16 protein-coding genes and 1 pseudogene are annotated in these 21072 nt (G+C 70.5%); 9 read left to right on the forward strand and 8 right to left on the reverse strand.

What is annotated here, in order from left to right; translation table 11 throughout:
• Nucleotides 1-3 precede the first annotated feature (3 nt).
• Nucleotides 4-93: a K(+)-transporting ATPase subunit F gene (kdpF, locus tag ABT186_RS30310; protein WP_067057375.1), complete on the reverse strand. Its 90-nt coding sequence runs from the start codon at nucleotides 91-93 to the stop codon at nucleotides 4-6.
• Nucleotides 94-352: 259 nt separating this feature from the next.
• Nucleotides 353-2194: an APC family permease gene (locus ABT186_RS30315; RefSeq protein ID WP_351233605.1), complete on the reverse strand. Its 1842-nt coding sequence runs from the start codon at nucleotides 2192-2194 to the stop codon at nucleotides 353-355.
• 208 nt (nucleotides 2195-2402) lie between these two features.
• Between ABT186_RS30315 and ABT186_RS30320 the strand changes: the two genes are divergently transcribed.
• Nucleotides 2403-2924, forward strand: coding sequence for a hypothetical protein (locus ABT186_RS30320; protein ID WP_351233607.1), 522 nt, complete (start codon nucleotides 2403-2405; stop codon nucleotides 2922-2924).
• Between the two features lie 225 nt (nucleotides 2925-3149).
• Here the strand turns inward: ABT186_RS30320 and ABT186_RS30325 are convergent, their stop codons facing one another.
• The 4 genes from ABT186_RS30325 to ABT186_RS30340 all read right to left on the reverse strand — a co-directional run bounded on the left by ABT186_RS30325 (nucleotide 3150) and on the right by ABT186_RS30340 (nucleotide 8451).
• Nucleotides 3150-3317, reverse strand: a complete 168-nt coding sequence (locus ABT186_RS30325; protein ID WP_351927743.1) for a hypothetical protein — start codon at nucleotides 3315-3317, stop codon at nucleotides 3150-3152.
• Nucleotides 3305-5011 carry an NAD-binding protein gene (locus ABT186_RS30330; protein ID WP_351927745.1) on the reverse strand — a complete coding sequence of 569 codons (1707 nt, stop codon included), beginning with the start codon at nucleotides 5009-5011 and terminating at the stop codon, nucleotides 3305-3307. The genes ABT186_RS30325 and ABT186_RS30330 overlap by 13 nt, the downstream gene beginning before the upstream one ends.
• Before the next feature lie 141 nt (nucleotides 5012-5152).
• Nucleotides 5153-5956, reverse strand: a complete 804-nt coding sequence (locus tag ABT186_RS30335) for a DUF4118 domain-containing protein (protein ID WP_351233611.1) — start codon at nucleotides 5954-5956, stop codon at nucleotides 5153-5155.
• Entirely contained in the window at nucleotides 5956-8451 is a 2496-nt protein-coding gene (locus ABT186_RS30340; protein ID WP_351233613.1) for a sensor histidine kinase, read from the reverse strand. Before ABT186_RS30340 ends, ABT186_RS30335 begins: the two co-directional genes overlap by 1 nt.
• 233 nt (nucleotides 8452-8684) lie before the next feature.
• Here ABT186_RS30340 and ABT186_RS30345 point away from each other — a divergent pair.
• From ABT186_RS30345 to ABT186_RS30380, 8 genes and pseudogenes are all read left to right on the forward strand, one after another.
• Nucleotides 8685-10353, forward strand: a pseudogene (locus ABT186_RS30345) (cation:proton antiporter).
• 399 nt (nucleotides 10354-10752) lie between these two features.
• A complete protein-coding gene (locus ABT186_RS30350) occupies nucleotides 10753-10944 on the forward strand; it encodes a hypothetical protein (protein ID WP_351236028.1) in 192 nt (63 codons plus the stop codon).
• Nucleotides 10941-11030 carry a K(+)-transporting ATPase subunit F gene (gene kdpF, locus ABT186_RS30355; RefSeq protein ID WP_351236030.1) on the forward strand — a complete coding sequence of 30 codons (90 nt, stop codon included), beginning with the start codon at nucleotides 10941-10943 and terminating at the stop codon, nucleotides 11028-11030. Before ABT186_RS30350 ends, kdpF (ABT186_RS30355) begins: the two co-directional genes overlap by 4 nt.
• A gap of 37 nt (nucleotides 11031-11067) precedes the next feature.
• A complete protein-coding gene (gene kdpA / locus ABT186_RS30360) occupies nucleotides 11068-12732 on the forward strand; it encodes a potassium-transporting ATPase subunit KdpA (RefSeq protein ID WP_351236032.1) in 1665 nt (554 codons plus the stop codon).
• A complete protein-coding gene (gene kdpB / locus ABT186_RS30365) occupies nucleotides 12732-14864 on the forward strand; it encodes a potassium-transporting ATPase subunit KdpB (protein ID WP_351236034.1) in 2133 nt (710 codons plus the stop codon). The genes kdpA and kdpB overlap by 1 nt, the downstream gene beginning before the upstream one ends.
• 21 nt (nucleotides 14865-14885) lie before the next feature.
• Nucleotides 14886-15521 carry a potassium-transporting ATPase subunit KdpC gene (gene kdpC / locus ABT186_RS30370; RefSeq protein WP_351927747.1) on the forward strand — a complete coding sequence of 212 codons (636 nt, stop codon included), beginning with the start codon at nucleotides 14886-14888 and terminating at the stop codon, nucleotides 15519-15521.
• Nucleotides 15522-15640: 119 nt separating this feature from the next.
• The gene (locus ABT186_RS30375) at nucleotides 15641-16345 is read left to right on the forward strand and encodes a response regulator (RefSeq protein WP_351236038.1); all 705 of its coding nucleotides are present in this window, start codon (nucleotides 15641-15643) and stop codon (nucleotides 16343-16345) included.
• A 2-nt stretch (nucleotides 16346-16347) separates the two neighbouring features.
• Nucleotides 16348-16761 (forward strand): DUF3592 domain-containing protein, encoded by a 414-nt coding sequence (locus ABT186_RS30380; RefSeq protein WP_351236040.1) that lies wholly within the window; start codon nucleotides 16348-16350, stop codon nucleotides 16759-16761.
• A 75-nt stretch (nucleotides 16762-16836) separates the two neighbouring features.
• Here ABT186_RS30380 and ABT186_RS30385 read toward each other — a convergent pair whose 3' ends face one another.
• The gene (locus tag ABT186_RS30385; protein ID WP_351927749.1) at nucleotides 16837-19341 is read right to left on the reverse strand and encodes a sensor histidine kinase; all 2505 of its coding nucleotides are present in this window, start codon (nucleotides 19339-19341) and stop codon (nucleotides 16837-16839) included.
• A 340-nt stretch (nucleotides 19342-19681) separates the two neighbouring features.
• Nucleotides 19682-21072: GlnX family signal transduction membrane protein (locus ABT186_RS30390; RefSeq protein ID WP_351927751.1), on the reverse strand; the 1391-nt coding region annotated here is incomplete at its 5' end.

Raw genomic sequence — 21072 nt, forward strand, 5'->3', positions numbered from 1 at the left:
GTCTCAGAACCTCTCCGGGAAGATCAGGGCGAGGACGAGATAGCCCAGCAGGGCGACGGCCACGACCAGGCCGACGATGTTCTCGACGGTCACAGCTTCGTCACCCCCTTGGCGACGAGGGCCACCAGCGCGAAACCCGCGAGCACGGTGACGACGAAGGCCAGATCGGCCATCGTGAACTCCTGAAGAGGTTCGGGGTTGGAACAAGGACGGTTAGAGGAAAGCGCCTCTCTGGCTGGATCCGGTCGCTTGTTGACGACCCTCTTACGGCCACGCCGACACCTTTGACGGGACTCTTACGACCCCTGGGCCGTACCGGTGGGCAGCCCGCCGTGACGGTCGGTGACCCCGCTCACAGCCGGAACCGCAGCCGGCAGATCACCGCGTCCGTCTCCCGCCGCACGGCGTGCGCGACGACGGCGCCCCGCTGGTTTTGCAGCAGCCGCTGCCACAGCCGCTCCGGCTCCGCCTCCGGGATCAGCACGGTGACCCGGGTGCCGGGCTCGGCGGCGGCCACCTCACGGACGTACGCGGCGATGGGACGGCCCAGGCTGCGCCGCCCGCAGGACAGACGCACCAGCGGCACCCCCGGGTCCCATTCCGCCCAGGACCGCTCCAGGGCGTGCAGCTGGGCCCGGTCCTCGGGGTCCGGGTAGGACACGGTCACCGCACGGACCTCGTCACCGAGCGAGGCCGCCGCCGACAGGGCCTCCGAGGTCAGCCGGGACAGGGACGACACGGGCACGACTACCAGCGAGCGCTCTCGGTACGGGGCATCCGGTATGCGACCGAGCCCGAGGCGCTCACCGATCCGGCCGTAGGCACGGTGCACAGTCTCGAATCCGACCACCAGCAGCGGCAGGGCAATCGCGATCAGCCACGCCCCCTCAGTGAACTTGCTCGCCGTGACGACGACGGTCGCGACCCCGGTCAGCACCGCGCCGAACCCGTTCAGCAGGGCCTTCCCGCGCCACCCCGGGCCCCGCTCCAGGCGCCAGTGCCGGACCATGCCGATCTGGGCGATCGTGAAGCCGACGAACACACCGATGGCGAACATCGGCACCAGGGTGTTGGTGTCGCCGCCGGAGAAGACCAGCAGCGCGGCCGAGACCACGGCGAGCGCGAGAACGCCGTGCCGGTGCACCTGACGTTCGGCTCTCAGGGCGAAGACGTGCGGCGCGTAGTTGTCCCGGGCGAGCAGCTTCAGTAGCACCGGCAGCCCGCCGAAGGAGGTGTTCGCGGACAGCGCCAGAAGGATCATCGTCGCGAACTGGATGACGTAGAAAGCCCAGTTGTGGCCGAGCGAGGCGTCCGCGAGCTGGGCGAGGACCGTGACGCCCTCGACCGGCTGGAGGTGGAAGCGGCCGATCAGCACCGACAGGCCGATCAGCATCAGTCCGAGCACGGCGCCGAGGGCGACCTCCGCCCGCTGGGCCCGCCTCACGCGCGGCACCCGGAAGGAGGGAACGGCGTTGGCGATGGCCTCCACGCCGGTCAGCGCGGCACACCCCGAAGCGAATGCCTTCAGCAGAAGCAGCGCCCCTACGGTCGAGGCGTTGTCCGCGACGACCGAGGCATGCCCGGCCGCCGTCGCCGTACTCGCCGGGTGGGACCTGAACAGGCCAACGATGATCAGTATGAAGATAGAGCCGACGAAGACGGCCGTCGGCACGATGAACGCCTTCGCCGACTCCACGATCCCCCGCAGATTGACGCCGGTGATCAGCGCGAGCACCGCCAGGCACAGCCACAGCCGGTCGCCGTACAGGGCGGGGAAGGCGGAGGTGAGTGCCGCCACGCCGGCCGTGACGGCGACGGCGACGTTGAGGACGTAGTCCAGCACCAGCGAGGCGGCGGCCACCAGGCTGGTCCGCGCCCCCAAGTGCGTCTTCGCCACCGCATAGGAGCCGCCGCCGTCCGGGAAGGCCGCGATCACCTGACGGTAGGAGGCCACCAGCACCGCCAGCAGGGCCGCGATGGCCAGCGTCACCGGCAGCGTGAAGCCCAGCCCGTGCGCGCCCGCCGCGGCCAGGACCAGCACGATCGCCTCGGGGCCGTACGCCACCGACGCCATCGCGTCCAGGGAGAGCGCCGCGAGCCCCGTGACGGCGGTCAGCCGGTGACGTTCGCCGGTATCAGGCGGCTCCTCGCCGGCGGGGACGGCATCCGGCTGCTCGGTGGTCAGGACGGACATGGGCGCGTGCTCCTTCTTCCCTGGGCCGCGCACCAAGGCCGAGGCGCGCGGGTGCACCCAGGTTCTGACCGTTTCCCGCCGCATCCGAGCGTCCTTGCGGCATCTTCGCGCTCAACCGGTCGTCCTTAACGTGGCCTTGACGGGCATCTGCGTCAGAGCCCTATCAAGGTCCGCCGATCTGCTTTCCCATGTCGCTACCGTCTGTGTCATGGGACGCCCTGATGAACCAGGCGCGGCGGTGAACGATTTGGAGTGGACGCGGGAGTTGTGGAGCGCTGTGCGCTGCGCCGGCGTGCTGCTCTGCCTGCTGGTCCTGGTCGACTGGGGCTCCAGCCGGATCGCCGTGTGGCGCGCCGTCCTGTGGGTCGCCGTTGCCGGGCTGCTCTTCGTCGTGCTGTATCCCGCCCGGGTGTCCGCCGGCGGGAACTGGCTGACTTCGCGCCGACTGGTGCGCGAGCACCGCGTACGGACGGATCTGCTGGTGACGGTCCGCTGCCTGGACGGCGTCTCCCCACGGCTCCTGCTGCGCGACGCCCTGGGCGGCCGCGTCGAGATCGACCCCGAGGTCCTGGTGCGCAACCCGCAGCTGTGGTTCCGTCTGGACGAGGGCGCACAGAAGGCGGCGGCCGACGGCCTGCTGCTGTGCGGGCAGACCGCGCTGCGCCAACTCTCGGCCCGTATGGACCGCGAGACCGCGCGGGCCGTGTTCAAGGCATCCGGACTGGACTAGGGCCACAACGGCGGGCGAAGCCTGTGTTGCGCTGATCGTCAGTTCCGTCTTCATTGACGATGCCGTGGGTCCGCCCGTCGCCGGAGATCCACAGGTCTGCAGAGGTGTCGAGCAAAAATGGAGTGCGGAAAGGTGATCGAAAACCATTTACCTCGAACTGCACCACCTTGTCAGGCCAACTGACGGAAGCTGAGAGCCGTCAGCCGCCGACCGGCTGAATGAAGCTCAGTCCCTACGGTTCGCCGGATGCGGCTGCACTCCCGTCATGAGGATGTCCAGCCCACGCCGCGTGGTCGCCAGGACCACCCGGTCACCAGCCCGGAGCACCCGGCCCTGTGACGGACGCCAGTCGAAGCCGGACCGGTTCAGGCGCAGGCCGGTCAGCGTGTCCATGGAGGAAATCTGCACGTGGGGCCCGCGGCACCGACGGCGAGCACCCGCCACTCGTTCTTCCGGAACGCCTCGTGCACCGAGCGCCCCTCCAGCTCCGGATGTCCGGCCACGTCCACGCAGGTGAACAGCAACGAGCCCCGCTCGACCGGCATCACGCCAAGCACATGCCGGCCCATCATGGCGGCGGCGAAGGACGGGGCGGCCAGCGCGGAAACACTTCGGCTGCGGGTGAGCGCGTCCGGGTACGAGGCGCGCAGGGTGCGCTGAACGGTCGCCGCCAGGTCGTCGTCGTACAGCCGCATGACCACCCGCACCTGTGGATTGGTCTCGCGAGCGGCCATGACGATGTCCAGGTTCTGGCCGTCATCGCGGGTCAGGACGAGCAACGAGCGGCTGTGCCGGACCCGGGCGAGGTCAAGTACGCCGGGGGCGGTGGCGTCCTGAATGATCAGTGGCACGCCGAACTCGCGGGCGAGCGCGACGCCCCGCGCATGCGGGTCGCGTTCGATCACCACGACCTGGTGGTCGGTGGTGCGCAGCCGGGCCAGCACACTCGCACCGATCTTGCCGAGGCCGACGAGGACGATGTGGCCGGTCGTGTCCTCGTCGGGAGGGTGGCTCGCGGAGGCGGCGCGGAAGGCTTCGGTGGCGTTCAGCGTGGCGGCCACGACGAGTGGCAGGACGGCCAGGCCCACGAAACCGGCGACGAGCTGGAGGATGCGGCGGGCGACGGACTCGTTCGTGGCTGGATCGCCCATGGTGAAGATGTCCAGCATCGGCAGGTACAGGTTCTTCCACCACGGGTGCTCGTCCGCGAACAGCGCGGTCGCCGCGGCCAGGGCCAGCACCATGGCGCCGAGCGCGCCGAAGACAGCGGTGACCTCGCGGGAGAGGAAGACCTTCCACGGCAGGTGCGCCAGCCGCGCCCGCAGCCATGCGCCCGTGCGGCCGCGGCGGCTGCGGCGGGCGGGTTCGGGCGCGTGGTGGTGGGTGACCTCCTCCAGCATCAGCCGGCCGTGCGTGAATTGCCGGTGGTAGGCGGTCCCGGTGTCAGGCAGAAGCTGGGTGCCGTCCTCCCCCGGTGTCTCCGGGCTGTCCTCGCTCGCCGGGTCGTCCTGGTGAGCGCCGGAGAGGACGGCGAGGGTGGCAAGGTCGGTGGTCCGCGACGGGCTGCCGGCCGGGCGTACGACACCGCGGAAGACCTTGTCCTCGACCTGGAGGGTGTGTCCGTGGCCGACGGCGGCGGCCGCCACCAGTTCGGGTACGGCGGTATCGGCATCCGACAGCACCGTGGTGGAGGTGTCCTGCACGGGGTCCTCGACCCGGCCGGCGGCGCGGTCCAGCAAGCGCTCCAGGTGACGTCCGCGCTCACGGTGGAACATACGCACCACCAGCCGCACCGACGGGTTCAGAGTGCGGGCCAGCAGCGCGGCGGTCATGTTGACCTGATCGTCACGGTAGGTGAGGGCGAGCGCGGCGGCCCGCTCGACACCGGCGGCCCGCAAGGCTCGCTCGTCCGGGCGCGCCGAGACCAGCAGCTCGACCGGCGAGCGAGGGTCGTCGTGCAGCGCGGCGATCTGGGCGCCGTACTCGTCGTCCCGGGACGGCACCACCACGGTGACGACCTCGCCGCACACCGCGTCGAGTTCGAGCGCGAGCCGGTGCGCGAGTCCGTCGTCACCGCAGATCACCATGTGCTGGGAGCGTTGCCCAAGTTCTGTGCGTAGATGGAGAGTTGACGTCACATCGACAAGGAACGGCGGGAGGGGCGGCCACGTTCCAGCAGGCGGCGGATCCGGCGTCAGGATCGCGTCAGGAGATCCGTCGCGCCTGGTTCACCTCCGTGCCGGTCCCGCTGTGTCCAGTGCGGCCCCCGTCTGGTCGGCCAGCGTCACCGCGACCAGCCGGGCCTGGACGGAGGGTACGTCGCCGGGGCGGGGGGTGAGCATGAACCGGCCGAGGTAGTGGCCGTTGCCGTAGGCACGCAGCTCGACCTCACCATCGGGCCAGCCGTCGATGTCCGGGTTCCAGGTGCGTCGGCCCACCGTCACGCTGCCGTCCTTCTCCAGGCGCGGCGGCCGGCCGATGAGGGTGCCGTACTCGAAGCGGCAGGCGCGCAGGTTGAGCAGGTCGGTCAACTCGGTGCGGACGTGGTCGACCACGGTGTCCGCCGAGTTGGCGGACTGGACGAGGTCGGCCGTGCGGTGGATGCGCGCCAGGTAGGCCGCGTCCGTCACCGTCATGACCTCCAGGCGGCGGGTCCTCGCGGCGAGTTGGGAGACGATCAGCCCAACGGCAAGCAGCAGCACGGCCGTCTCGATGTCGGCCGAGGCCGTGATGTCGAAGGTCTGGTACGGCCGGGTGAGGAAGAAATCGAACCAGGCGGCCGCCGACAGCGCCGCGACCACGCCTGCCGTACGGCTGCCGAGCGCTGCCACAGCGACGACCACGACGACGAGAACGAGTGCGGCGTTCGTGTGCGTGAGGCTCGCGCGGAACGGGACAAGCGCCAGGGCCACCAGGAACGGGGTGGCCAGGCCCGCCGCCAGGGCGAGCCGGTCGCGCAGCGACCAGGTGCTGGGCTTGGCGCGGGTTCCTCCCCCGCGGTGCAGCTTCCACGTGCCGGTCAGGGTGCTCATCACGCACCTCCTACAGTCTGCTCGGTCGGTCCGGCACCCACCGCCTGTGCCGCGAACGGCAGCGACACCACCATGGTAAGGCCGCCGCCGGGAGTGTCCTCGGGGCTGAGAGTGCCGTTCATCGCCTCGGTCAGGCCCCGCGCGAGGGCGAGGCCCAGGCCGAGGCCCGTGGTGTTGTCGGTGTCGCCGAGCCGCTGGAACGGCTCGAATAGACGGTCGCGGCCGTCGGCGGGGAGTCCGGGCCCCCGGTCCACCACCCGCAGCTCAACCCGCCCGGCCAGGGCACTGGCAGTGACCAGCACCTTCTTGCCCGCCGGGGTGTGCCGGGCGGCGTTGCCGACCAGGTTGGCGATCACCCGCTCCAGCAGCGGCGGATCGGCCAGCACCACGGGAATGTCCTCGACGTCCGCCACCTCGGCCACCGCCACGTCGGCCAGTGCCATGGGCAGCACCTCCTCCAGGGAGGTGGGACGCAGGCTCAGGGGAAGAACGCCAGCCTCCAAGCGGCTGAGGTCGAGGAGGTTCTCCACCAGGCGGTTGAGCTTGGCCATGGACTCGTCGGCGGTGGCGAGGAGTTCGTCGCGGTCTTCCGCTGAGAAGGCGACGTCCTGGCTGCGTAGGGAGGTGACGGCGGCCCAGCCGGCGGCGAGCGGGGTGCGCAGGTCGTGGCCGACGGCCCGCAGCAGCGCCGTACGCAGCCGGTCGGCGGCCTTCACCGGCTCCACCTCGGCCGCCGCCTCGGCCAGCCGGGCCCGCTCCACCGCGGAGCCCACGTGCGCGGCGAACGCGGCCAGCACCCGCCGCTCGGACGACGACAGCGTGCGGCCCTTCAGTACGAGCCAGGCGCCGGGCCCGGCAGCAACAGCCGTCGTCCCCGTCTCATCGGGCGGCTCGTCCATCAGGTCCGCCGATTCCATCCCGAAGGTCTCCCGGGTGCGCTCCAGCAAGGCCGGGATGGTCGCCTCGCCGCGCACGATGCTGCCCGCTAGCGACGACATGGTCTCCGCCTCGGCCGTCGCCCGTGCCGAGCGGCGGGACAGCCGCAGCGACCGGTCCACGACCGCAGCCACGACTGCCGCCACGACCACGAACACCCCCAAGGCCACCAGGGCGTTCGGGTCGTCCAGCGTGAAGGCGCCGATGGGCGGGATGAACCAGTAGTTGAGCAGCAGGGACGCCGTCACCGACGCGATCACCGCGGAGGCGACCCCGCCTATGCAGGCCACGCCCACCACGGCGAGCAGGAACAGCAGGGCCTCGCTGGTCAGGTTCAGCGTGCCCCGCAGCTGGGCGAGGACGGCGGTGAGGAGGACCGGCAGCACCAGTCCGGCCACCGGGCCCGCGATCAGCCGGGCCGTGGACAGTGTGCGGCGCCGGGACGGGAGCAGGGTGCCGCGCCCGGCACGCTCGTGCGTGACCCGGTGCACGTCGATGTCGCCGGACAGCTCGGTGACCGTCTCCCCCGTGCCGGGCCCGGTCAGGAACCGGGCCAGCCGCCCACGGCGGCTCGTACCCAGCACCAGCTGGGTGGCGTTCTCGGCGCGGGCGAACTCCACCAGCGCGGTCGCGACGTCGTCGCCCACGACCGAGTGGTAGCTGCCCCCGAGGTCCTCCACGAGCCGGCGCTGCCGGGCCAGCGAGGCGTGCGAGACACCGGCGGCGAGGCCGTCGCTGCGGGCCACGTGCACGGCCAGCAGATCGCCGCCGGCGGACCGGTCGGCGATCCGGGCGGCCCGCCGTACCAGCGTGTCGCCCTCCGGCCCGCCGGTCAGCGCGACCACCACCCGCTCCCGGGTCTCCCACACCCGCCCGATCCCGTGCTGAGTGCGGTACTCCTGCAGCGCCTCGTCCACCCGGTCGGCCACCCACAGCAGCGCCAGCTGCCGCAGGGCCGTCAGATTGCCGGGCCGGAAGTAGTTGGCCAGCGCGGCGTCGATCTTCTCCGGGGCGTAGATGTTCCCGTGCGCCATGCGCCGGCGCAGCCCCTCGGGCGGCATGTCCACCAGCTCGATCTGCCCGGCCCGCCGTACCACCTCGTCCGGCACCGTCTCGTGCTGCGGCACCCCGGTGATCTTCTCGACCACGTCGTTGAGGGATTCCAGGTGCTGGACGTTCAGCGCGCTGATCACGTCGATGCCGGCGTCGAGCAGGGCCTCGATGTCCTGCCAGCGCTTGGGATTGCGGCCGTCGCCGGGGACGTTGCTGTGGGCGAACTCGTCCACGATCGCCACCTGCGGGCGGCGCGCCAGCACCGCGGCCAGGTCCATCTCCTCGAAGCCGCCGCCGCGGTAGGTGCAGGCCAGGCGCGGGACGGTCTCCAGGCCGTCGAGCATCGCCTCGGTGCGCGGACGCCCGTGGCACTCCACGAACCCCACCACCACGTCCGCGCCGCGCTCGGCACGGCGGCGTCCCTCGTCGAGCATCCGGTAGGTCTTGCCGACCCCCGGGGCCGCCCCGAGGTAGACCTTCAGTCGTCCGGGCCGTACGTCACTCATCGCCGCCGACGCGCTCCGCTCACTGAGTCAAATTCCCTTGCACTGAAGGGTTCCTCCTCCAAGGAAGCCGCTTCGCGGGGCACGCGGTGCACGTGTTAGCGGTTCCTTGGCGGCAGTCTCGGGGACCTTGACACTGTCTTGACGTGACCTGGCCCGATAGGGTGAGGACAGGTGTGCCGGGAAGTCTGGTCGGCCGGGAGCCGGAGCGGCTTCCGCAATCCCAGGGGGACGGCATGCGCAGCGTCGGTACGGTTCTCGCCCTCGTGGTCCTCGCCACGGTGGTCGCCACCTTCGCGCGCCGCTGGCGCATCCCCGCCCCCTCCCTGCTCGTGGTCGCCGGTCTCGCGGTGGCGCTGCTGCCGGGCACCCCGCAGATCCAGATCAGCCCCCAGATCATCGGCCTCGTCGTCCTCCCGCCCCTGCTGTACGCGAGCGCCGAGGACATGCCCTGGCGGGAGTTGCGGGCGGTGTGGAAACCGGTCGGGATCCTCGCCATCGGCCTGGTGCTCGCCTCCGCGGCGGCCGTCGCCGCCGTGGCGGTGCTGGTCACGCCCCTGTCCTGGCCGATGGCGTTCGTCCTGGGCGCGGTGGTGGCCAGCACCGACCCCGTGGCGGGCACCCCGCACGGCCGCCGCCCCGCCCGGCCCCCCACAGTGCAGGTGCGCGTTCGGCGGGGGCGCGGTGCCGCCCACCACCGACCCGGTGGCGGTCACCGCGCTCGGCCGCCGCCTCGCCCTGCCCCCGAGAGTGCAGGTCCTCGTCCAGGCGGAGAGCCTGTTCAACGACGCGACCTCCCTGGTGCTGGTCCGGGTGGCGGCGGGCATCGCCATTGCCTCGGCCGCCGCGAACTGGGGCGCGGCGAGCGGCCAGTTCTTCCTGCTCGCGGGCGGCGGCACGGTGATCGGGACGGCGGTGGCCGGAGTGGTCACCCTGATCCGGCGCCGCACCGAGGACCCGGTCCTGGAGACGGTGATCGCCCTGGTCACCCCGTACGCCGCCTACCTGCTCGCGGAGGCCGCGCACACCTCCGGGGTGACCTCCTGCGTGGTCGCCGGGGTGGTGCTGGGCGGCCGGGGCGACCGGCTGACCAACGCCCGCATCCGCCTCCAGCTGCACGCGGTGTACGGCACCGTCGTCTTCCTGCTGGAGAGCGTCGTCTTCTCCCTGATCGGGCTGGCTCTCCCCGGCGAGGTGCGGGCGCTGGCCGACGGCGGCAGCTCCTGGCCGCTGTACGCCCTCGCCGTCGCCGCCACCCTCGTCGCCGTACGCCTGCTGTGGCTGGCGCCCCTGTCGGCGGTCGTGCAGCGCAAGGGCGGGATCGGCCGGCCGAACTGGCGGATACCGATGGTGCTGACCTGGGCGGGCACCCGCGGCGTGATGCCGCTGGCCGCCGCGCTGTCCATCCCCGAGGTCGCGAAGAACGGCAGCCCGCTCACCGACCGGCCGCTGGTCCTGGTCCTGACCACCTCGGTCGTCGTGGTCACCCTCGTCGTCCAGGGTTTCACCCTCGCCCCGGTCGTCCGCGCCTCCGGCATCGCCCTGGAGCCCGCCCACACCGCCCGCGAGGAGGCCGAGGCCCGCTCCCACCTCGCCCACGCCGGCCTCGCCCGCCTGGAGGAACTCGCAGAGCTGGAGGTCGTCTCGGATGTCGTCCTCGACCGGCTGCGCCGTGGCCTGAACGCCCGCCTCGACGACGCCCGCGACCGGCTCTCCGAGAGCAACGGCACCGCCGCGGCCACCGAGTCCGCCGACCGGGTCTACCGTCAACTGCGCCGCGATCTCATCGCGGTGGAGACAACTGAGTTGCAGCGCCTTTACGACACCCACCGCATCAGCGACACCAGCCGCCGCAGGCTGCAGCGCGCGCTGGATCTCGAGGAAGCCCGGCTGGCGGACGCCTGACGGAACTCGGCCGGCCTGGGCCGCAACCCGAGCAAGGACAGCAGGGCGGCCACCGCCGGCAACCCGCTTGCCCAGGGAAGCAAGCCGTTCACCGTCGAGCGGCCGTCCTGGACGGAGGACGTGAAGTGGGCGCGTCTCAGACCGAAGGAGATCCGACAGCGGCCTGGCGGCAGTTTGCCTTCGGCGGGCAATGAATGGGACGGACGGCCATGGGCTACTGCACCGCCTCCCGCGGGACAGGCGTTCCGGCAGGAGCCGAGACCACGCGCGCCGACCGATCAGTACCGGTGGCCATTGATCGGAGCGAGTCGACCCCCACGCGTCAAGGACTCATCAAAGAAGCCGCTGAAGTCATTACAAATCCGCTAATGAGACTGGCCAAACGACCGGCCTGAAACTGTGCTGAATAAGACCGGTCTTTCACCCGGCACCATCCTTTCCGCGCGTCCACATTGGCGCACTGCAGCCGAGCATCCCCTTCCTGTCTTCGCCACGGGGGTGTCATACATGCCGGATATCGGATTCATCGTTCTCGTCATCGCCGCGTTCGCTCTGATCGGTCTGATCGCCAAGGGAGTGAGCCGGCTGTGAGCCTGGACAACATCGTCGGCCTGGTCGTCGCCGTCTGCCTGGTGATCTACCTGGTCCTGTGCCTCATCTTCCCCGAGAAGTTCTAGCTGCGTCCCACACAGTCCGTAGCTGGAGAGGTTCTCCATGAACGCCACTCTCGCGGGCTGGCTGCAGATCATCGCCCTGGTCGGTGCGCTGGCCCTGACCTTCCGCCCGCTCGGCGACTACATGGCCCATGTCCTCACCTCCCCCCGTCACTGGCGCGCGGAGCGCCTGGTCTACCGGGTCGGCGGCGTGCACGCGGACGCCGAGCAGACGTGGCCCGGCTATCTGCGCAGCGTGCTTGCGTTCTCCGTGGTCTCGGTGCTGTTCCTCTACGGCTTCCTGCGGCTGCAGAACCATCTGCTGCTCTCCCTCGGCACGAAGCCGGTCGCGCCCGACCTGTCCTTCAACACCGCCGCTTCCTTCGTCACCAACACCAACTGGCAGGCGTACTCGGGCGAGTCGGCCCTGGGCCATCTGGTGCAGATGGCGGGCCTGGCGGTGCAGAACTTCGTCTCTGCGGCGGTCGGGATCGCCGTGGTCGCGGCCCTGATCCGCGGGTTCACCCGGAAGAAGACCGACCGGGTCGGCAACTTCTGGCAGGACCTCACCAGGGTAGTCCTGCGGGTCCTGCTGCCGATCTCGCTGGTCATGGCGGTCGTGCTGGTCGCCGCGGGCTCGGTCGAGAACTTCCACGGCTTCCAGTCGATCACCACTATCGCCGGACAGCACCAGTCCATCCCCGGCGGCCCGGTCGCCTCCCAAGAGGCCATCAAGGAGCTGGGCACCAACGGCGGTGGGTTCTACAACGCCAACTCCGCCCACCCCTTCGAGAACCCCAATCCGTTCACCAACTGGCTGGAGATCTACCTGCTGCTCGCGATCGGCTTCTCGCTGCCGCGCACCTTCGGCACGATGGTCGGCGACAAACGGCAGGGCTACGCCATCGTCGCCGTGATGGCGCTGATCTGGGCCGCCTCGGTGGCCGTCGTCACCGCCAACGAGCTGCACAGCGTGAGCAGTTCGGCAGGACACGCGGCAGGCGGGATGATGGAGGGCAAGGAGCAGCGCTTCGGGATCTGGGCTTCGGCTCTGTTCGCCGTGTCCACGACCCTGACGTCCTGCGGGGCGGTCAACTCCTTCCACGACTCGTACACGCCGGGCGGCGGCGGCCTGACGATCTTCAACATGATGCTCGGCGAGATCGCGCCGGGCGGCACCGGATCCGGCCTGTACGGGATCCTGATCCTGGCCGTCGTGGCGGTCTTCATCGCCGGCCTCATGGTCGGCCGCACGCCCGAGTATCTCGGCAAGAAGCTGCGTGGCCGGGAGATGAAGTACGCCTCGCTGTACATCCTCACCACCCCGGCGATCGTGCTGGTCGGCACCGGTGTCGCGATGGCGCTGCCCGGTGAGCGGGCGGCGATGCTCAACCACGGTCCGCACGGCTTCTCCGAAGTGCTGTACGCCTTCACCTCGGCCGCCAACAACAACGGCTCCGCGTTCGCCGGGCTGAGCGCGAACACCGTCTGGTACAACACCGCGCTCGGTCTCGCGATGCTCCTAGGCCGCTTCCTGCCGATGGTGTTCGTGCTGGCGCTGGCCGGATCGCTCGCCCAGCAGCAGCCGGTGCCCATCACAGCGGGCACACTGCCCACCCACCGGCCGCAGTTCGTCGGGCTGCTGTCCGCCGTGATCCTCATCGTCGTCGGCCTCACCTACCTGCCCGCGCTCGCGCTGGGGCCGCTCGCGGAAGGGTTGCACTGATGCCCACCACCACCTTGGAAGCCAAGGCGCCGAAGGGCCCGCCGGAGGCCGAACCGCACCGGATCTCCGGGGGAATGATGGAGCCCAGGCTGCTTCTCGCCTCCGCCCCCGACGCGCTGCGCAAGCTCGACCCGCGCCTGATGGTCAAGAACCCCGTGATGTTCGTCGTCGAGGTCGGCGCGGTGCTGACCACCCTGTCGGCGATCAGGGACCCGAGCGTCTTCGCCTGGGTCATCACCGTCTGGCTCTGGCTGACCGTGCTCTTCGCCAACCTCTCGGAGGCGGTCGCGGAGGGACGCGGCAAGGCGCAGGCGGAGACACTGCGCCGGACGAAGAGGGACACCATGGCCCGCCGTGTCATCCGTGACGGGCAGCCCGGCGCACCGGAGGTCACCGAGGAGGTCCTGGGCACCGACCTCCGGCTCGGCGATCACGTCGTGGTCGAGGCCGGCGAGATCATCCCAGGTGACGGCGATGTGGTCGAGGGCATCGCGAGCGTGGACGAGTCCGCGATCACAGGTGAGTCGGCTCCGGTGATCCGCGAATCGGGCGGCGACCGCTCCGCCGTGACGGGCGGAACGAAGGTGCTCTCCGACCGCATCGTGGTGCGGATCACCTCGAAACCCGGGGAGACCTTCATCGACCGCATGATCGCACTCGTGGAGGGCGCGGACCGGCAGAAGACACCGAACGAGATCGCGCTGAACATCGTCCTGGCCTCGTTGACCATCGTCTTCCTGGTCGCTGTGGTGACCCTGCAACCGTTCGCCATCTTCGCTGGCGCCGAGCAGTCGATCGTCATCCTCGTGGCGCTGGTCGTCGCCCTGATCCCGACCACGATCGGCGCGCTGCTCTCCGCGATCGGCATCGCGGGCATGGACCGGCTCGTACAGCGCAACGTGCTGGCCATGTCCGGGCGCGCCGTGGAAGCCGCGGGCGATGTCAACACCCTGCTGCTGGACAAGACCGGCACGATCACCCTGGGCGACCGGCAGGCCGCCGAGTTCCTGCCGGTCAGCGGCGTGGACCTGGACACGCTGGCGGACGCCGCCCAGTTGTCCTCGATCGCCGATGAGACGCCCGAAGGGCGCTCGATCGTGGTCCTCGCCAAGGAACGTCACGCGCTGCGTGCACGGACCGAGGGCGAGCTGGCGCACGCACAGTTCGTCCCGTTCACCGCGCAGACCCGCATGTCAGGGGTGGACCTCGACGACGAACTGGACAACCGCTCCCTGCGGAAGGGCGCGGCCACGGCGGTGATGCGCTGGGCCCGCGAGCACGGCGGCCACCCCACCGACGAGGTCGGTCCGCTGGTCGACGGCATCTCCGCCAGCGGCGGCACTCCGCTGGTCGTCGGCGAGGTGGTACGACGGGGAGGGGTCGAGAGCGCCCGGATCCTCGGTGTCATCCACCTCAAGGATGTCGTCAAACACGGCATGCGGGACCGCTTCGACGAGCTGCGCCGCATGGGCATCAAGACTGTCATGATCACGGGTGACAACCCGCTGACCGCGAAGGCGATCGCCGAGGAGGCAGGCGTCGACGACTTCCTCGCCGAGGCCACCCCCGAGGACAAGATGGCCCTCATCAAGCGGGAGCAGGCCGGCGGCAAGCTCGTAGCGATGACCGGCGACGGCACCAACGACGCCCCCGCGCTCGCGCAGGCGGACGTCGGCGTCGCGATGAACACGGGCACGTCGGCCGCCAAGGAGGCCGGCAACATGGTCGACCTCGACTCCAACCCGACCAAGCTCATCGAGATCGTCGAGATCGGCAAGCAACTCCTCATCACCCGCGGCTCGTTGACCACCTTCTCCATCGCCAACGACATCGCCAAGTACTTCGCGATCATCCCCGCGATGTTCGCCAGCGTCTACCCGGGCCTGCACCATCTCAACATCATGGGCCTGCACAGCCCGACCTCGGCCATCTCCTCCGCGATCATCTTCAACGCGCTGATCATCATCGCGCTGATCCCGCTGGCCCTGCGCGGCGTCCGCTACCGGCCGTCCTCCGCGGCCGCGCTGCTCAGCCGCAACATCTGGATCTACGGCCTCGGCGGCCTGGTACTGCCCTTCCTCGGCATCAAGGCGATCGACCTCATCGTCCAGTTCGTCCCCGGACTGCACTGACCGACAAGGAGGGCGATCTTCGTGCTCGGCTCTCTCGCCCATGTGGTCCGCCACCACCTGGCGGCCCTACGCATGCTGCTGGTGTTCACCGTGATCACCGGCATCGCCTATCCGCTGGCGGTCACCGGCATCGCCCAGGGCATCTTTCCGCACCAGGCCAACGGATCCGTGATCAACGACAACAGGCGTCCGGTCGCCTCCGCCCTCATCGGCCAGAACTTCGGCCTCCCGCTGCGCAAAGACCAGACCACGCCAGCACCCGATCCCAGGTGGTTCCAGCCCCGTCCGTCCGCGGCGGGAAGCACCGGCTACGACGCGAGCAGCTCCGGCGCCTCCAATCTCGGCCCCAACAACACCACGCTGGTGAAGACGATCGCTCAGCGCCGCGCCGCGGTGGCCGCGTTCGACGGCGTCCGGCCGAGCAGCGTTCCCGCCGACGCGGTCACCGCCTCCGGCTCCGGTCTCGACCCGGACATCTCACCCGCGTACGCCTACGAGCAGGTGAACCGGGTGGCGAAGGCCCGTGGGCTGGGCCCGGCCGCGGTCCGGGGGCTCGTCGCCGCGCACGTCAGCGGCCGCCAGCTGGGATTCCTGGGTCAGGAAAGTGTCAATGTCGTCCGGCTCAACCACGATCTGGCCGCATTGAAGCAACGATGAACATGCACTGCAGCCCATGCGTCACCCTGTCCGGTTCCGCGAGCTCCCCCTCGCCGGACCAGGCCGTGTGACACCTGGCGCAAGATGGCCGCCGGCTCAAAGAGAGGGACGGGACCGAGATGACGCGTCACGTGCTGGTCGTCGACCACGAGCCGCAGCTGTTGCGCGCCCTGGACGTGAGTCTCACGGCGCAGAGCTACGCCGTCGCCACCGCGCCCGACGCCACCATCGCCCTCAGCCTCGCCGCCGACAAGCCGCCCGACGCCGTCATCGTCGACCTCGACCTCCCGGACCTCGACGGCACCGACGTCATCACCGGCCTGCGGTCCTGGTCGTCCATGCCGGTCATTGCGCTGTCGGAGCATGCCGCACCCGCCGACGTCGCCGAAGTGCTGGACGCCGGCGCCGACGACTACGTGACCAAGCCGTTCGCCATGGAGGAGCTGCTGGCCCGGCTGCGTGCCGTGCTGCGCCGCGCGGACTGCTCCGGCGGACCTCGGACCGTCACCCTCGGCGAGTACGTCATCGACTTGCCCGCCTGCACCGTCGTGGGCGATGCGGGCCGCGGCGCGCCCGTCCACCTTTCCCCGACGGAATGGCGGCTGCTCGCCACGCTGCTGCGCAATCCGGGACGGCTGGTCACCGGCCGTCAACTGCTGCGCGACATCTGGGGACCGGGTCACGACGAGCACTCCAACTACCTGCGCATCTACATGTCGGCCCTGCGCCACAAACTCGAGCCCGACCCGGCCCATCCGCGCTACCTCATCACCGAGCCCGGCATCGGCTACCGCTTCGAGCCTGGCCGAGGCAGGCAGAGGTGAGCATGGCAGACACAGTGGTCATAGCGGTCTTTGCCGCCTGCGGCGGTTGCGTGATGGTGCTCGCCGGACTAGCCGGCCTGCGCCAGACCCGCAGGGTCGAACGCACCGGCGTCAGGGCCTGGGCACTGGTCAAGCACAACCCTCAAGCGCGTGGCGACGATCCCTCGTCGCCACGCCCGCTGCTCCAGTTCAGCACCGAGACCGGTCAAGTGGTGGAGATCGGCAGCCCCGTACCGGCAACGCGACGGCGGCCACTGCACGACGGCGACACACTGCTGATCACCTACGACCCGGCCGACCCGGGCACCATTGTCGTCCACAACCACGAACGGCGTTTACTGGACTACGGGTTCATCGCCGCCGGAACCCTCGTGCTCCTGCTCGCCGTGGTGCTGGTCGGCCTCACGGCACCGTAGTCCCGGCAGTGACTTCCGTACCGCGCCGCCTGCCGAAACGACGGGCGGCGGTGTCGGCGACGCTCGTACTGGAACTCAATCCTCCGCTTGGTGCGCGGCGTTCCCGCTCTCGGCCGCCGCGGGCAGGTTCAGTACGGCGGTCAGACCACCCCCGTCCGTGGCTTCCCATCGCAGTTCGCCACCGATCAGCTGTGCGAGGTCCGCGCACAGGCGCGGCACCAGACCGGTGACCGGAGCCGGGACACCGGCGGCCTCCCTCGCCTCGATGTCGAGGGGACCGTGATCGGCCAGCCGGATCTCGACATGGCCATCGGCCGTCCCTACGGCCACGGCGGGCGGCTCGCCGTCGGGGCTGCGGCGCAGTGCATGCGCCGCCAGATCGGTCACCACCCGGGTGAGCACCGTGGCATCTGCGATCACGTCCGGGAGATCCTCGGTCATCTCCAGCGTCAGGGTGTGCCCGCCGGGGCCGAGGTCACCGAGCGCGACCGCCATGACCTCGTCCATGTCGACCGGTCGCAGATGCACGTCCAGGGCTCCGGCGTGCACCCGGCTCAGGTCCAGCAGGTCACCGACGAGCGCCCCGATCCGGCGGACGGCCTGCTCGGACCGATCGCACAGCGCGGCCCACTGTGATGCGGTCGCGGGCGTCCGACGCTCCCGCAGCCGCTCCAGCGCCCTTTGCGCTGCCGTGACCTCCGCCTCCAGGTCGCTCGCGGCAGCCTGCAGAGCCTCGGCACGGCGCCGGTCGGAAACGGCACGCTCGCTCAGTGTCTCGGCCTGCCGGCGACTGTGTCGGCTTTCCCAGGCCGCCGCCACCTGGGCGGCGCAGCCGTGCAGAAGGCGTCGGTCGCCCGCGTCGAGAGGCCGGCCGTGCGCGGCGAGCATCAGCTCGTCCGTCACCGACACTTCGGTGTCCGCCTGCTCCGGTCGCTCGGGCGGGTGGGGCCCGGAACTGGCGGTGACGAACCACCGTCGGCTGTCGGAGCCGTCCCGCTGGAGCAGGCTGAGCGCCTCAAGGCCGAAGGTCGTACGGACGCGCTCCAACAGGGTCGGCAGATCGTCCCGGTCGCGCAGTGCCGACGTCGCCAGATCCACGAGGGCCCCCGCCTCAGCCGAAGCCCGCGCATGCCGACGAGCCCGCCGGGCCGACCGTTCGACGGCGACACTGACCACGGCGGCCACGGCTACGAACACCACCAGGACGGATGCGTCGCCGACGCGTGCCACGGTGAGCGTGTGGATCGGCTGTACGAAGAAGTAGTCGGCCAGCACACCGGCCCCCAGCGCGGCGACCAGCGCGGGATACAGGCCGCCCACCAGCGCGACGGCCACCACAGCCATCAGGTACACCAACAGCTCACCGGCCAGCCCGAACCCCCTTACGGCGGTCAGCGTCACGGTCAGGACCGGAAGCAGGACCGCCCCCAGCACCATCCCCCACCAGAACCGGCCCCGGCCGAGACCACCCGTAAGCGGAGGCAGGGCCGGCACCCTGGCGCGGTCTCTGCGCTCGTGTGTCAGGACGTGCACGTCGAGGCCACCCGCACGCCGGGTCACCTGAGCCACCACACGGTCACCCAACAACTCGTGCAGCGGACGGTAGCCCCCGCCCAGCACGATCTGCGTGGCGTTCTCCGCACGCGCGAACTGCAACAGCGCCTCGGCGACGTCCGCCTCCACCACCTGGTGGTAGCTGCCCCCCAGCGACTCCACCAAGGCCCGGTGCCCGGCCAGCACCGCCGGATCCGCCCCCACCTGGCCGTCGTCGCGCGCCACGTGCACCGCCAGCAGTTCGCTGCCCGGGATCCTGCCCGCGATCCGCACCGCACGCCGGATCAGCGCCTCCTCGTCCCGCTTGCCGGACAGCGCGACGACGATCCGTTCCTTCGTCTCCCACGGGGCAACGATGCCGTGCTCCGCGCGGTACCGCTGCAGTCCCTCCTCGACCCGGTCCGCCACCCACAGCAACGCCAACTCCCGCAGCGCGGTGAGATTGCCGGGCCGGAAGTAATGGGTGAGGGCCACCTCGACACGATCCGGCGGATAGACGTTGCCGTGGACCATACGGCGCCTGAGCGCCTCGGGAGTCATGTCGACCAGTTCCACCTGCTCGGCGCGCCGCACCACCTCGTCCGGGATCGTCTCAGCCTGCCTGACCCCGGTGATCTCCTCCACCACGTCCGCCAGCGACAACAGGTGCTGGATGTTGAGCGTGCTCACCACGTCGATACCTGCGTCCAGCAGTTCCTCGACGTCCTGCCAGCGCTTCTCGTTACGGGAGCCAGGGACATTGGTGTGTGCGAGTTCGTCGACGAGGGCGACCTGCGGCCGGCGCGCCAGCACCGCGTCCAGATCCATCTCCGTGAACTCGAGGCCCCGGTACATCATCGTCCGACGCGGGACCAGCTCCAGCCCCTCGGCCATCCCCGTCGTCAGCCGACGGCCGTGCGGCTCCACCAGACCGATCACCACATCGGTGCCGCGCCCCCTGCGACGCTGTCCCTCGGCCAGCATGGCGTACGTCTTACCCACCCCGGGAGCCGCTCCCAGGTACACCCGCAGACGCCCACGAGCCACCACCGACCACCTTCCTCACCCGGTCCCACGGCAGCCCGGGCCGGGTCGCATCCGGAAGCTGATCCACTGTCCATACTGCGACCTCCCGGCCACGAGCGCCACGAAGGCGCCGGCCCAGAGCGCGGGCAGATTGCAGGGTTCAGGCGCCCCGAAGGGCCTCACGGGGACACACGACTGCTCCCTTGTCCTGGTCACCCAGTGCGGCTTCGGTCGCGGGTTCCTCGACCACTTCGCGGTGGTCCGCGACGACCGCTCCGTCTGTGGACGCGCCGCCGGGCGAGGCGCCCAGGCCCTCGTGCCCGCACACTCCCGCAAAGCGTCATGCGGTCGATCGGGACGCCTAACGGAACTCGGCCAGCCTGGGCCGCAGCCCGAGCAAGGACAGCAGGGTAGCCACCGCCAGCAGGCCGCCCGCCCAAGGCAACAGACCGCTCACCGTAGAGCGGCCGTCCCGGACGGAGGACGTGAAGTGGGCGCGGTTGATGTCCGTCACCTGGTCCAGGGCGGCCATCCATGCTCCGAAGTGCGCGTTGGAGGTGTCCGGCTCCCAGCCCATGCAGAATTCGGCGGCCTCGCGCTCCTTGCCGGAGGCCATCAGTGCGCGGATCTTGCGGTCGTCGCGCTGGTAGACGGCGTAGGTCTCCACCGTCTTCTGCGCCGCGGCCCGCTCGCCGGGGAAGGTGATGTTGTCCAGCTCGCGGCGGAACTCGCCGGTGAAGCGCCGGTCGTGGTGGTCGGTCTCGTACGCCTGCCAGGTGGTGCTCAGTTCCGAGTCGTACGTGGAGAGCGTGGCGCCCTTGAGGCCGTACAGCGCTTGGGACTTGGCGAGGAACGAGTCCGCGTACTGCTCGCGCCGCTGCGGGTCGAGCAGGTAGCGGCTCTCGTCGGCGTTGGCGTCGTAGGCGATGGCGCGGGCGCGGGAGAGGGCGACGACGGAGTCGAAGGCGTCGTGCCGGGCCACCCGCAGGTGATCTGCGGAGGCGGACAGCATCCCGGACCCGAGGATCACCGCGAGCAAGGTGCAGACCGTGGCGGCCAGCACTCCCGGGTTGAGGAGCCGCCGGAATGCGCGGGCCAGATACCACTGCAGGACGCCCAGCACCGCCAGCAACAGCACGCCCAGGACCAGGACGGTGACGAGCTGCGCGGAGAGGGTGGAACGGGCCGAGGCGTACTCGGCGTCGAAAGCCGCGTTGTTCGACGACACCAAGGTGTTGGCGGCGGGCACGAGTCGGGTGCGGAGCAGGTCCGTCGCGCGGCGGTAGTCGGTAAGGGCGGCCGGTCTGCCGCCAGGGTGGCCGTCGTTCTCCAGGGCGCGGCCTATGAGCTCCTGGTACTCGGCGAAGTCGTCGGTCAGCGACTCCACGGTCTTCTCGTCGGTCCCGCTGCCCTGCGCGGCTACGGCAAGCGCACGCAGCTCATGCCCGATCTCGCGCCGGGAGTCACCGTAGAAACCGACCGCCTTCTCGTATGGGGTCTGCAGGCGTCCCTTTCCCGCATCGCCGTTCGACAGCAGGATGTTGGCGGCCTGAGCGTCCATGTCGTTCAGCGCCAGCTTGAGATCGGCGGCGCTGGTCGTGCGGGGCGCGTCGCGCTCGGCGACGCTGCTCCATGTGCCGAGAGCGGCGAGCCCGGCCACGAGTAGGAGCACGGCGAGGGCGGTCGTGAGCAGGACCGTGGCCGCGCGCAGAAGACGCAGCCGCGCGGGCACGGATGCCCAGTAGCGGCGGC

Source organism: Streptomyces sp. NPDC001634, assembly GCF_040298185.1.
Lineage (GTDB): Bacteria > Actinomycetota > Actinomycetes > Streptomycetales > Streptomycetaceae > Streptomyces.